The sequence below is a fragment of the Nocardioides sp. P5_E3 genome (genome assembly GCF_054049275.1).
In genome coordinates this window covers 16,368-28,131 of the sequence record NZ_JBFUMR010000022.1, presented here as the reverse complement: position 1 = coordinate 28,131, position 11,764 = coordinate 16,368, and the positions used below count along the sequence as shown (strand labels likewise).

Annotated in this window: 12 protein-coding genes and 1 pseudogene; 7 read left to right on the top strand and 6 right to left on the bottom strand. The window is 67.4% G+C overall.

The window, feature by feature from the left end; genetic code table 11:
- Positions 1 to 7 precede the first annotated feature (7 nt).
- Positions 8 to 1,150: a serine hydrolase domain-containing protein gene (locus ACXJKB_RS14535; protein WP_457189514.1), complete on the bottom strand. Its 1,143-nt coding sequence runs from the start codon at positions 1,148 to 1,150 to the stop codon at positions 8 to 10.
- Positions 1,151 to 1,291: 141 nt separating this feature from the next.
- Here ACXJKB_RS14535 and ACXJKB_RS14530 point away from each other — a divergent pair.
- The 3 genes and pseudogenes from ACXJKB_RS14530 to ACXJKB_RS14520 all read left to right on the top strand — a co-directional run.
- Positions 1,292 to 1,654: pseudogene (locus tag ACXJKB_RS14530) on the top strand (hypothetical protein); the annotation flags it as partial.
- A gap of 26 nt (positions 1,655 to 1,680) precedes the next feature.
- On the top strand, positions 1,681 to 1,863 hold the full coding sequence (locus ACXJKB_RS14525) for a hypothetical protein (protein ID WP_457189745.1): 183 nt from the start codon (positions 1,681 to 1,683) through the stop codon (positions 1,861 to 1,863).
- Complete coding sequence (locus tag ACXJKB_RS14520) at positions 1,823 to 2,197, top strand: hypothetical protein (RefSeq protein ID WP_457189743.1); 375 nt, start codon at positions 1,823 to 1,825, stop codon at positions 2,195 to 2,197. Before ACXJKB_RS14525 ends, ACXJKB_RS14520 begins: the two co-directional genes overlap by 41 nt.
- Before the next feature lie 373 nt (positions 2,198 to 2,570).
- Here the strand turns inward: ACXJKB_RS14520 and ACXJKB_RS14515 are convergent, their stop codons facing one another.
- Positions 2,571 to 2,795, bottom strand: a complete 225-nt coding sequence (locus ACXJKB_RS14515; protein ID WP_457189512.1) for a hypothetical protein — start codon at positions 2,793 to 2,795, stop codon at positions 2,571 to 2,573.
- On the opposite strand from ACXJKB_RS14515, the gene ACXJKB_RS14510 reads away from it, so the two are divergent.
- The 3 genes from ACXJKB_RS14510 to ACXJKB_RS14500 all read left to right on the top strand — a co-directional run bounded on the left by ACXJKB_RS14510 (position 2,794) and on the right by ACXJKB_RS14500 (position 6,261).
- Complete coding sequence (locus ACXJKB_RS14510) at positions 2,794 to 3,393, top strand: TetR/AcrR family transcriptional regulator (RefSeq protein WP_457189510.1); 600 nt, start codon at positions 2,794 to 2,796, stop codon at positions 3,391 to 3,393. The two genes, ACXJKB_RS14515 and ACXJKB_RS14510, sit on opposite strands and share 2 nt — an antisense overlap.
- Positions 3,394 to 3,851: 458 nt before the next feature.
- Entirely contained in the window at positions 3,852 to 4,862 is a 1,011-nt protein-coding gene (locus tag ACXJKB_RS14505) for a hypothetical protein (RefSeq protein WP_457189508.1), read from the top strand.
- A gap of 619 nt (positions 4,863 to 5,481) precedes the next feature.
- Complete coding sequence (locus ACXJKB_RS14500) at positions 5,482 to 6,261, top strand: class I SAM-dependent methyltransferase (RefSeq protein WP_457189506.1); 780 nt, start codon at positions 5,482 to 5,484, stop codon at positions 6,259 to 6,261.
- Between the two features lie 264 nt (positions 6,262 to 6,525).
- Here the strand turns inward: ACXJKB_RS14500 and ACXJKB_RS14495 are convergent, their stop codons facing one another.
- The 3 genes from ACXJKB_RS14495 to ACXJKB_RS14485 form a co-directional block, all read right to left on the bottom strand.
- Complete coding sequence (locus ACXJKB_RS14495; protein ID WP_457189504.1) at positions 6,526 to 7,428, bottom strand: VOC family protein; 903 nt, start codon at positions 7,426 to 7,428, stop codon at positions 6,526 to 6,528.
- 524 nt (positions 7,429 to 7,952) lie between these two features.
- Complete coding sequence (locus tag ACXJKB_RS14490) at positions 7,953 to 8,864, bottom strand: tyrosine-type recombinase/integrase (RefSeq protein ID WP_457189502.1); 912 nt, start codon at positions 8,862 to 8,864, stop codon at positions 7,953 to 7,955.
- Between the two features lie 176 nt (positions 8,865 to 9,040).
- Positions 9,041 to 10,309: an IS110 family RNA-guided transposase gene (locus ACXJKB_RS14485; RefSeq protein ID WP_457189500.1), complete on the bottom strand. Its 1,269-nt coding sequence runs from the start codon at positions 10,307 to 10,309 to the stop codon at positions 9,041 to 9,043.
- Positions 10,310 to 10,756: 447 nt separating this feature from the next.
- Between ACXJKB_RS14485 and ACXJKB_RS14480 the strand changes: the two genes are divergently transcribed.
- Positions 10,757 to 11,206 carry an iron chaperone gene (locus ACXJKB_RS14480; RefSeq protein ID WP_457189498.1) on the top strand — a complete coding sequence of 150 codons (450 nt, stop codon included), beginning with the start codon at positions 10,757 to 10,759 and terminating at the stop codon, positions 11,204 to 11,206.
- 150 nt (positions 11,207 to 11,356) lie between these two features.
- Here the strand turns inward: ACXJKB_RS14480 and ACXJKB_RS14475 are convergent, their stop codons facing one another.
- On the bottom strand, positions 11,357 to 11,752 hold the full coding sequence (locus tag ACXJKB_RS14475; RefSeq protein ID WP_457189497.1) for a PLDc N-terminal domain-containing protein: 396 nt from the start codon (positions 11,750 to 11,752) through the stop codon (positions 11,357 to 11,359).
- Between the last annotated feature and the right edge of the window lie 12 nt (positions 11,753 to 11,764).

Below are 11,764 nucleotides of genomic sequence, written 5' to 3'. Positions count from 1 at the left end.
GTCCGTATCACCGGTAGCAGAGGCCCTGGACGGTGAGGTAGGAGAGCGCCTCGTCGGCAGCGTTCGCCGAGGTGTTGGTGAAGGAGACGACGGTGCGGTCGTTGGCCGGGTTGTAGAAGGCGAAGGTGCGGTAGCCGGCGATTTCGCCGTCGTGGCCGATGAGTTCACCGCACGGGCTGCCGGCAAGCACGAYGCCGAGCCCGTAGCCCGCGCCGGGTGCCAGGTCTCCGCGAGAGGTGGTCATCTCGTTCAGGTTCGCGTCGGAGACGAGGTCCTTGTKGAGGAGGGTGTCGAGGAACCGGACGAGGTCGCCGCCGGTGGTCACGACACTGCCAGCGGCCCAAGGTCCCGTGTAGTCGCCCGGCGTGATGTCSTCGCCGTCYTTGTTGTACCCGCGCACGAGGCGCGGTTCGCCGCGCAGGTCGGCTGACAGCACGGTGTCTGTCATCCCTGCAGGGGTGAACACCCGCGTGTCCAGTTCGCGGGCCAGYTGGTGGCCGGTCGCCCGCTCGATGATCTTGCCGAGCAGCCAGTAGCCCGGGTTGGTGTAGCGCGTGGTCTTGYCCGGTGGYCCTGTGGGCGGGTGGTCCAGCAGRCGGCGTAGCCGTTGGTCGGTCAGATCGATGCCGAGAGGAACGTCCGGTTCAGCGTTGACGACGTCGAAGATGCCGCTGCGGTGGTCGAGSAGGTCTTCGATGGTGACCGCCTTGCCGAAGGSCAGCATGCCTGGGAGCCACTCCTCGACCGTGTCCGTGAGCTTGAGTGCTCCCTCGTCCTCGAGCTGSAGAATGGCYGCTGCGACCATCGGCTTGGTGACGCTTCCGGCGCCGAAGCGGTCGTCGACGCRCATCGGCTCGTCSGGGTCCAGTCGAGAGCTGCCGACGGCGAGGGAGCGGGTCTCACCMTTCTCGGAGGCCACGAGAATCGCCCCAGGGAGGTCCTCGAGGTAGACGTCGGCGCTGGGGCTCTGCCACGACTCGACGATCCGGTCGAGAACGAGAGGTTCCTCCGCAGCATCGGCAGCCGCGTCCGAGGTGTCGCTCGACGGGCGAGGTGAGTCGTCTGAGCCGGAGGTGCAGGCGGCGAGCAGCACCAGCGCCAGGACCAGGCTGGCTCCGGAGCGGCCACCTCGTATGCACGGCACGTGCATTCCCCCAGCGTCTACCTCCGACAGCCCGGCCGCAACACCCGACGACGGCGCGGGATGGTCCGCGCGACGGTCTCGGCATCTCAAGCAGCCGCCTAGCGCGGGCTACCGGATCTGCCGCGAACCGAGCGCACGGATCTGCCGATGTGCTTGCGTGTTGTTGTCCATGACTGGACCGACATCGCGGCGGGTGAGCCCGAGAGAAAGCGTCCCCGAGGTTTCGGGTTTCGAGAACGGGGATCAAGCCCTTTGTCTAACCTCTCGGAGACCGCAGAATCGTCCAGGGAGTCGCCAAGCATGAATCACGTCGTCCGCGCTGCCACGACCGCCGCCGCCAGCCTCGTGCTGCTGATTAGCGCGGTGGTCGGACTTACCGCCGTAGGCGCTGGAGCGGCTACTGATCGCAACTGCACCGACTTCTCAACACAGGCCGCGGCGCAGGCGTTCTTCCTCGCGGCTGGTGGCCCGTACTCCGACCCGCACAACCTTGACTCCGATGGCGACGGGATCGCCTGCGAAAGCAACCCGTGCCCATGCTCGTACTCCACGACGCCCACGACACCGCCCACGACGACGCCAACACCCACTCCGACGGCCACCGCCACGCCAACTCCGACGCCAACTCCGACTCCGACTCCGACTCCGACTCCGACTCCGACTCCCGTCATCCGAGTGGTGAAGGTCATCGACGGCCAGTTGATCAAGGTCAGCGATGACGTGAATGCCCCGGAAGTGGTGCGCCTTCTCGGGGTCAAGATTCCCAATAGGTCTTGCGAGGCCAGGGCGGCGAAGCGGAACCTGCGCTCGTGGGTCAAGCCGGGCATGGTCGTGATACCCCACATCGACAGGGCGGCGCCCGACCACGACTCCAAGGGTTACCTCTACCGTGTTCTGGAACGGAAGAAGGGTGGGTGGGACATCGGAGGTAGCCAGATCGACAGCGGTTTCGCCAACGTAGATCGCAGCATCCGGTACTGGCTCAAGAACTCCTACGTGCGATGGGAACGCAAGGCGATCGCCAAGTCCAAGGGCTACCACCGAACCTGCTGACGCATCGCGCGCTCTGGCCCGACGGACCCCGAGTGGGTTACCCGGCAATGCGAACACTCGGGGCGATCTACATCCCGTGCCCGACGAACCAGACAACGTCGAGGAGGGCAAGCCCAAGCAGTACCTAGCCGTATCGGGACCTCCTTTGGGTACTTGTTCGGTGGCCAGGGCTTCGCAAACGTCCGGACCTGCCGCGACGCCCCGTGCCTTGGATCCGCTCTTCACAGTTGTTCACTGCTCTGGTTGTCCGCCCAGGGCGAGTGAGCACGCAGCCCCTCTCCGGGTTAGGGACGGCGGGGCAGGCCCCGACATAGGCTGTTGCTGTGGAAGCAGGGGAAGATGCGGCGGCTGAGACCGAAGCCATTTCGCCGACTCAATGCTGATGGCCGCGATCCGCGAGGGTCTGGCTGACGCCAAGGCTGGCAGGACCAGCACTCACCAACAGGTAGTCGACGAGCAGGTACGCCGCAGGTGCCTGAGAGGTGAGGTCCTTCCACCCGCTCGGGACTAGAAGGCGAATGTCCGGATCTGCCGCGATGAGCTCGAGCGGATCGCGGCAGATGAGTGCGTTGCCAAGTTGGTGCTTGGTTTTGCGCATGACTTCGGGCTTCAACCGTCTCGACGCCGCACAGCGACGCGGGCAGATTCTCACTGCGGCCAACTCGCTGTTCGCCGAGCGCGGCTATGACGCGATCTCAGTCGGCGACATCGCGCAGGCGGCCGGTGTCACACGCGGGTTGGTGCACCACTACTTCGGCGGAGGGAAGGAGGTCTACGTCGGATTGCTGGAGTGGCTCGGCGAAGTCCGCGAGGAACAGCTCCGGCCGCCCCAGGGCCGCAGCGCCCGCGCCCGCGTGGCGGACTCGGTCTCGCGGTGGCTGGACTGGACCGAGACAAACCGCACGATCTGGCTTGCCGCCATCGCGCCGGGCGAGGATGTCGGCGACGAGGACGTAAAGCGCGTGCTGGATGACCTCGTGCGCCGGGCCGTCGCGCTGCTGGCGTCGTTCCACGCCGACATCGCCGAAGACTCACCACGGCTCGGTCACGCGCTCGAGTGCTGGACCGGCCTCAACCGCACCGCCACTCGCAGATGGTTGCGCGGCGAAGCCACACGCGAGTCCACCCAGGAACTGCTTGCCTCAACGCTCGAACACGTCCTCCGAACTTTCGGCTCCCCTGCCCGCGCACGCTGATCGCTGGCTCGCAGGGCAACCGTCCACTCCGTCGAAGCAGTGGTCGGAGTGCACGAACAGGCGCGCTCGCGCTCGCAGCGCGTCCCGCTGCGCCACCCACGTCGTGAGCACCCGAGCACGTGGGGGATGGTCTTCGCACTGTCCGTGCAGCGCTTCGTGCGAGCGCCCGTCGAAAGCGCGGCCACGCAGCACGCAACCACGAGACCGACAGTCGGGCCGAGGTCGTGGCCGTACCAGGCCGCGCGTGACGCCCGCCGCGTGCGGCGGATGCCCCGGACCACAACGGCCTCGCGCCCGCGGGTTGCGAAGACGCGCGCCTGTGCCGGCGTGCGAGCCGGCACCAGCTGCGGGGGTACGGCGGTCGCGAGCGCCGGGAATTGGCGATCCGTCAACAGCGTAGTTAGCATTGTGCCAACAACCGACCCAGACAGCAGGTCGATCCCACCGGAAGGCACCACATGAACCTCCGCAGTCTCCGCATCGCAGGCATGCTCACCGCCTCAGCGATCGTCATCACCTGCGCGGCCTCTCCCGGCAGCGCAGCGACCCCCACCACCACCAAGACGATCCGCCACGGCGACTTCATCGGCGTTCTGTCGGACACGCGCTCAGCCGGCCACGTCGAGTTCATGGACGACAGCCTCCGCGTCTACACCGACAACAACTCGTCCCAGGCGAAGGCAGCCGAGTACTTCCAGATCGCCCCGGAGTTCCCGACCGAGGGCTCGATCAGCTGGACCGGCACCAGCCCCGCTCCGGGCGCCCAGCTCGTGTTCGATGTCGACGGCATCACCGGCAACGGCAACGACTACAACATCCTCGTCGGCGAGTCGATCTACGGCCAGAACTGGTGGCTGACCAACAGCTCCAGCACAGCCGCCAAGGCTGCAGACCCGTCCCGCGCCAACGACGGCGGCAACGGCTCGGCCTACTTCGGCACACTGTCCGAGTGGAAGGCCGCCATGCCGCAGGCACGCGCCGTCGCCGGTGGCTTCTCGCTCGGGTCCGGCGTCCTCGGCAACGGCTACATCGACTCCATCACCTTCGGCGCAGACTCCTACGTCTTCACCGACCACGGCGTCGACGGCGCCACGGGCGCCACGGGCGCGACCGGCGCGACCGGCGCCATGGGCGCCACGGGCGCCACGGGCGCTCAGGGCCCGGTCGGCCTGGCCGGGGCCGTGACCACGAAGTCGGCTACCGACGCGATCGGCCACTACGGCGTCAGCAAGCCGGCCGCAAACCGGATGAAGATCACGCTGTCCACCGAGGACCAGGACACCGCGGTGGCCAAGAAGGTGTCGTGGGTCGTGAAGGCTGACGGCAAGCCGATCGCGGTCATCTCGCAAGGTCACGGCGCCAAGAGCATGGTGACCGCTCGCTTCGAGAAGCTGTCAGGCACCCACACCGTCTCCATCGTGAAGAACAAGGACGTCATCCGAACCCTCAAGGTTCGCACCGGCCGGTGACCCATGCACCACGCCCGGAGGTGCCGATACAAGACGGCCCTCCGGGCGTTGGCCAGTTCATCGCCCCCAACCTGAACCGCCCCTAGGTCCAGGCGGAAGTCCGGCATCCCGAACGCCGTCGGAAGGTCGCGGGCGAGCTATTGCCCGACGTGATGTCCGGAATGAAGTCTCAAAGGGCCTTGTGCCGCTTTGGGCGCGCCGCCCTTGACAGTGTCTGAGGGGGACGCGGCACGTTCCGTGGTGGTTTTCCTGCGTCGCGGCGGTGAAGGTGGGAGAGCTGGTAGGGACGCCTCGTTGCTCGAGGTAGTTCAGCCGGGGTTCCGCCGCCATCCCCGCATGCCAAGCGGCGGAACCACCGCAGCACCTCATCGCCGTTCCACTCCTAGGCTTGCCCGTGCTGATTGCCCGCACCAGGCGAGGCGACACTCGCAACACGGCGAACAAGCCCCGGACGCGCGTTGGTCTCGTCGCAATTCCTGTCACGGGAGACGTGGGCGCTCGCACATCGGCAGATCGGGGCGAGCGTAGCCGCCCTTCAACACATCAGACCTTGGCGCGAGCGGTGGATGCGGACCCGCCGACGAGTGGGCTGCCTTTCTCGTTTCACTACGGTGGTGCGATGGACCCTGACGACCGTGTCCGGCATGCGTCGTCCTTCGGGGCGGCTGCCGCTGCGTACGACGAGCATCGTCCTGACTACGCGCGCGATGCGTTGCGCTGGGCGCTGGAGCCAGCTCCCGGCAATCGCGTGCTCGACCTGGGCGCCGGCACGGGCAAGCTCACTCGCGTCCTGGACGTCCTGGGCGCAGATGTCGTTGCCGTCGAGCCCGACCCGGCGATGCTTGGCCTGCTGCGCGAGACCCTCGAGCATGTCCGTGCCTTGCCTGGAAGTGCGGAGGACATTCCCTTGCCGGACGGGTCGGTCGACGCCGTGCTGGCCGGCAACGCCATGCACTGGTTCGACATGGCCGTGACCGGCCCGGAGATCGCGAGGGTGCTGGCGCCTCGCGGCGTGTTGGCGGGACTGTGGAACGTCATGGACGACCGCGTCGACTGGGTAGCAGGTCTGCGCGCAGTCAGCGGCAGCGCCGTCATCGGGCCACGCGACACCCCGTTGAGCTGGCGCAAGGAGACTGCCGATGTCCACCTCTCGCGAGCGGGTGGGCCCAGCCCCTTCGGCTTCGCGGAGCAGGCGGCGTTCGCCCACGTCCAGCGACGCGATGCCGATTCGCTGTTGGCGACGCTCGGGACGAGGGCAGGGATGTTGACCATGCCGGAACCTGAGCGGACCACCGTGCTAGATGGGATTCGCTCGTACCTCGGGAGCCGGGAAGAGACCGCGAACGGCAACTTCGACGTGCCCATGCTGACGTGCGTGCACCGCGTCCGGCGGGTGTAAGGACAACTCAGTTGGGAAGTGCCGGGACCGGTGATCTCCTGCCGCCCGATCGCGGCAGATCCGGACATTACGTGAAGCTCACTGAGCGACGGCGTTCTTCAGCCGCCTACCGTCAGCAGAGCACGCGCCTCATCGAGGGCGTTCCCTCTGCACAGTAGGTAGTCGCGGGACGAGCGGTCTCGGAGACGAGCACGCGGTCTGGCCCTGGCCCGCTGACCCCGACCTTCTCCAACGCCGGTCGTCGCTGATGCGGATGCTGTCGTCTCAATCGGACGGCGGGGTGAATTGGCTGAGCGTGAGCTGCGCCCCCTGGGGGTCCCGGACGAGGGCCGTCCGGGTCCAGTCGGTGTCGTCGGAGGCCAGTACGGTTCCGCCCAGCCGTACGACATCGGCGGCAGCAGCGTCACGGTCGGCGACGGCGAACGTCACGTGCCAGTGCGGGCTCGTCTCGGGGTCGCGGGCGACAATCCAGCCGATCGCGTCTGCGAACCCGTCGGGCACGGAAACGCCGGCCTGGCGCTCATGGATACCCGGATCGACCGTGGCCGCCAAGTGGTCACCGTAACCGGGGCAGCGGATCATTTGGCCGAACCCGACGTCCGTAACGACCCAGCCGAACACGTCGGCGTAGAAGCGCTCGACCGTGCCGGCGGCGACCCCGTGGAGGTCGCTGAAATTCCACGACCCGGGCGCGTTGGTGACCTGCGCGCCGAGCCGGTGCCCGGCCTCCCAAAGCCGGAACCGGGCCCCCGCCGGGTCGTCGACCACGGCCATCCGCCCGGCCGGACCGACCACGCCCACCGGCTCGACGACGGTTCCGCCCGCTGCTGCCACGCGCGCGGCCGTCGCGTCGGCGTCGTCCACCGCGACGTACGTCGTCCAGCTGCTGCCGTCGCCCTCGCCGTCGCCCTCGACCAGCCCGCCCGCGTCTCGACCGTTCAGCCGGGCGATGACGTATTCGCCGCCGCCCGCCACCTCGAACTGCCACCCGAACAACCCTCCGTAGAACGCCTGCGTAGCGCCGAGGTCGGGCTGCTCCAGGTCGATCCAGGACGTGACGCCCGCGGGATAGGTCCGCTGCTGTGTCTCCATGTTTTGAGGGTAGGCGCGCTTCAGGTCAGCCGCTGTCCGCATTCCGCTTGGAAGGACCTCGCCGAGCTCGACCAAGCCTCGACGTCCGTGCAAGTGCAAGGCGACCGCTACAACGAGGCCACGCAGTGCATGATCGACCGCTGACCTCGGCCGACCTTGCGCTCGCTGCGCTCGCACATCGGCATGAGCGGACACGGATCGCGGCAGATCCGGGCGAGCGTAGCCCGCCCTCAACGCGGCAGATCCGGGCAGTCGATCTGCAAGGCTTGTCCTCATGACAGATCCCTTGGTCGTCAGACTGTCCGATCTGCGATCTTCTGTGCAGCAGGCACTTGACCTGGTTGAGGCGCGGCTTGGCGCCGAGGTGCCGCTTCAGGTGGACTACTACTGGCATCTGTCGGTCGATGAAGCCTTCGACATGACGCGCGAACCTGACACCTTCACTGCGGGGCAGGTGACCGACGATCTAGGACCATGCTCGAGGACCGCTGGCGAGACCCGGGGGAGGCGTGGCACGAGTTGCCCCACCTCATCGGCGTGCTTCGAGCGCTTGAGTTGGCCGCGCGATCCTGACATTCGCGCATCGGCATGTGCGGTCGTCAGGTCGCTGAGGCCATGAATGAGGCCAAGATGTAGTTGGGGTGGCGGTCGAGGTTGTTGCGAGCTCGGTCGTAGCGCATGGTGGTCCGCGGGTCGGCGTGCCGAGCAGCGATCTGGACGTCGCGCAGATCGACGCCGGCGTCGAGCATCGTGGTCACAAACGTGTGGCGCAGCATGTGTGGGTGCATGCGGGCGGTCGTGACGTTGGCCGATCTGGCGAGTTGTCGCAGGCGGCGGGTGGCCGCGTGCCGGTCCATGCGTCGGGCGTAGCGGTTGAGCAGGATTGGGCCGACAGTGCGGTCGGCGATCGCCTGGTCGATGGCACGACCGACCGCTGGAGGAAGCGGGATCAGGGCGGTCTTGTCGCCCTTGCCGTGCACGGTGAGGACGCGGTGACCGCGGGCTTCGCCAAGCGCTTGGACGTTAGACCCGGTTGCCTCGAACACGCGGAGGCCGAGCAGTCCGAGCATCGCGACGAGGGCGAAGTCGTTGGCGTTGGCGGAGTCGCGGCCGGCGGTGAGAATGGCCTCGAACTGCAGGTGGCTGAGACCGAGCGTGGGCGATTCGAGGGGCACGTGTGGGCGTCGGACGTACTCGGCGGGTGAGTGCTCGAGGATCTGGTCGATGACGCAGGTCCGGTAAAACGTGGCCAGCACGGAGAGTCGCCGCGACACCGTCGAGGGTCGCAGGCGTTGGACTTCTTGAAGCCAGCGCAGGTAGAGCTCGACGTGCGCTCGCCCGGCTTGTAGCGGCCTGAGGTCCTTCTCGATGCACCAGCGCAGGTAGAGGTTGAGGTCGGAGGCGGTGTGGGCGCGGCTTTGCCCTTTGTAGCGGGCGAGGTGAGCGGCGACGGCGAGGCGCAGCATCGGGTCATCGGCGTCGGTCAGGGCGGGAAGGGTGTTGGTATCCATCGGTCCACGACGCCTCGCCTCAGCGGGTTCGTCAACGCCCTCACGGCCTCCGTCGCTCAGGACGTTCAGGCTCTTCATGAGATCCGCACATGCCGAGATGAGTGCATCCGCTTAGGGTGCTGCCAAGGTCGAAGGCACGGTAAGGGCCGGGACCCCTGGGTGCGATCCGGGCCGGGCTACCTCCGCAGTGTCAACCGGCTGCGCGAGTGCGCTGTCCGGATCTGGCACCCCTCTGTGTCAAGGCACGGCTTTGGCGAGGGTCTTCCGAGCGGCTGGTGGTCGGCGTAGCGTCGGCTTCGCGGGTCCGGGAAGTGGCTGATCCGAAGTGTCGATGAGCGGGTGCGAGTCGGCCGCGCTGGATTGAAGTGTCGCCCCGCAGTGCCCTCCCGGACCCGCCTCAGCCAGCTGCCGGGCGCGTGCGGCGCGGCGACGAGCTGGCGGTAGACGACGTCGGACAGACGTCGTTTCAGGCACCTCAGGGCTTCCATCGGTGTCTTCCCGGCGGCGAGCTTGCGTCGGTAGTAGGCGCGGCCGTCGGTGTCGTGACGGATCTGCACGATCGCCGCGACGTGCAGGACGTGGTTCATCCGCCGGTTCCCCGCACGTGAGAGCCGGTGCCGGGTCTGCTCGCCCGATGAGACGTCCAGGGGCGCGGTCCCGGTCCAGGACGCGAACCGATTGCGATCAGCGAACCGGGCCACGTCGCCGACATCGGCCAGGACACGGGCCGCGCCGGCTGGTCCGACGCCATAGATGTCCATCAGGTGCGAGCCGCGCTCGAGGACCGCGGCCTTCAGCTCGGCCTYGATCTTCTTCAGCTTTGCGTCGACCGCGACCAGGTCGGCGATCTCCTCGGCGGCCATCCGGCGCCGGGTCTTGCCGACGATGTCGCGGGGCCTGATGGTGGCGAGCATGGCTTTGGCCTGGGTGGCGGACAGGTCGCGTTTGCGCTGGCCAGGCAGCAGTTCGCTGAGCAGGCGCTGCAGTCGGTTGACCGTCTGGACCCGCTGGTGGGCGAGCTCGTCGCGGCGGTCGGTGAGCATCCGCAGCGCCTCGAGKSCACCGTCCTCGACCACCACCCGCAACCCTTCGGTGCGGACCGCGACGACGGCGATGGAGTGGGCGTCCAGGGCGTCGGTCTTGCGGTTGTGACCGGTGTCGAAGAGCCGCACCCGCGCTGCGAGCTYGGCCGGAACATCGACGACCTGCTCGCCTGCCGCGACGAGTCTTTGCGCCAACGGACGGCCGGCGCCGTTGGCGCCCTCGACCGCCCAAACGCGGTCGGGCCACTGCTTCACATAACGGCGCATGGCGGCATAGCCGGCGTTGGTGGTGTCGAACCGACCGCCACCGAGTAGCTGTTCGTGGGTGTCGACGACCTCGATGGTCGCCGACATCTTGTGGGGATCGACCCCGATGATCACGCCCTTCTTCGTGTTGCTCATCTGCTCACCTCGTCTTGTGGCCGGTGCCAATGGACGACGAGGTGGGCATTGCTACCACGAGCTGGGCAGACCCCTCTGGAGCCACTCCTCGTCACGGTGGTCGACGGGTCGCAGTCCAGATGTGAGCCACACCCGAAACGGGTGGGCAGCCGCAATGAGAGCGTCCCGCCGATCACCTGGATCGAAGTCTGGCCAGACCCCGATCCTGCGGGAAGTCTCTTAGTAGCCGCATTCCGCGCCTTGGCGGAGTGCGTGCTATCGCCTCCTGCCGGGCGCAATCATCAGCCGACAAGCGTGCCCTTCGATGGAGCTGAGCCGGCGAGCCCTGACCTAGGCTCGCGTGACGCGGACCTGCCGTCGGGGGCTCTTGCTCAAGAAGGGGCACTGTCGAAGAGCGGCCAGGGTCAGAGACGTCTCCGCCCCGCGAGACGATCATAGGCTGAGGCCATGGCCACCAATTCCACGACCAACACATCCGATTCCGGCTTCTCCGAGGACGAGCTGGCCGCCATGAAGCAGCGCGCTGCGGAGCTACGTGCAGAGAAGAAGGGCGGCGCTAAGAAGGCCGACGAGGCCGAAGCTTGCGTCGAAGCAATCACGGCGCTGCCCCAGCCCGACCGTGGGCTCGCCGAGGCGATCCACCGGATCGTGCTCGAGGTGGCTCCAGGGCTGGACCCGAAGACCTGGTACGGCTTCCCGTCCTACGCCCGCAATGGCAAGGTCGTCGTCTTCTTCAAGCCTGCGTCGAAGTTCAAGTCCCGCTACGCCACCATCGGGTTCGAGGAGGCCGCCCAACTGGACGACGGCGCGATGTGGGTGACGTCGTACGCGGTGATTGCGATCGGCCAGGCCGAGGAGAAGCTGATCCGAAAGCTGGTGAAGAATGCAGCGGGCTAGGCCCGCTGGCCACACTTCTGCACCTGTGCGCGGTGCACGCGCGCGGCCGAGAGCGTGCGTCTTGTCGCCGCCTGTCGGCGCCCGTCACGATCCGGACATCCCGAGATCCGGGTGAGACGTTCCGACGAGCATGAACCCAACTGGAGGGGGTCAGGCGAGAGCCTTGGCCTTCAGTGTGTCGAACTCGCTCTGGTCGATGGTGCCGGAGTCGAGCAGCGCCTTGGCGTTGGCGATCTGGTCGGCGGGTGAGGTCGACGTGCCGGCGACCTGTTGGATGTACTGGTCCTGCGCGGCCTGCATCTCCTTTGCCCTGCTGAGCTGCCGTTCGGTCATGCTGCGGCCGCGGGCGATCAGGTAGATCAGGGCGCCCACCCAGGGGACGAAGATGAGGAGCAGCGCCCACCCGGCCTTGCCCCAGCCGCTGAGCGTGTGGTCTCCGAACAGGTCGAACAGGCACCGGAACCACACCATGAGTGCGGCGATCCAGATGAAGAACCAGAAGGACCAGAGGATCACGTCCCCGAAGTCGTTGGTCATGGAGTCCATGGCAGTGCCCTC

Excerpts from the sequence above, each read along its gene's own strand:
- ACXJKB_RS14515 (WP_457189512.1), bottom strand. The coding sequence starts at position 2,795 with ATGCGCAAAACCAAGCACCAACTTGGCAACGCACTCATCTGCCGCGAT.
- ACXJKB_RS14500 (WP_457189506.1), top strand. The coding sequence starts at position 5,482 with ATGGACCCTGACGACCGTGTCCGGCATGCGTCGTCCTTCGGGGCGGCT.
- ACXJKB_RS14490 (WP_457189502.1), bottom strand. The coding sequence starts at position 8,864 with ATGGATACCAACACCCTTCCCGCCCTGACCGACGCCGATGACCCGATG.
- ACXJKB_RS14525 (WP_457189745.1), top strand. The coding sequence starts at position 1,681 with ATGCTCGTACTCCACGACGCCCACGACACCGCCCACGACGACGCCAAC.
- ACXJKB_RS14475 (WP_457189497.1), bottom strand. The coding sequence starts at position 11,752 with ATGGACTCCATGACCAACGACTTCGGGGACGTGATCCTCTGGTCCTTC.
- ACXJKB_RS14480 (WP_457189498.1), top strand. The coding sequence starts at position 10,757 with ATGGCCACCAATTCCACGACCAACACATCCGATTCCGGCTTCTCCGAG.
- ACXJKB_RS14505 (WP_457189508.1), top strand. The coding sequence starts at position 3,852 with ATGAACCTCCGCAGTCTCCGCATCGCAGGCATGCTCACCGCCTCAGCG.
- ACXJKB_RS14510 (WP_457189510.1), top strand. The coding sequence starts at position 2,794 with ATGACTTCGGGCTTCAACCGTCTCGACGCCGCACAGCGACGCGGGCAG.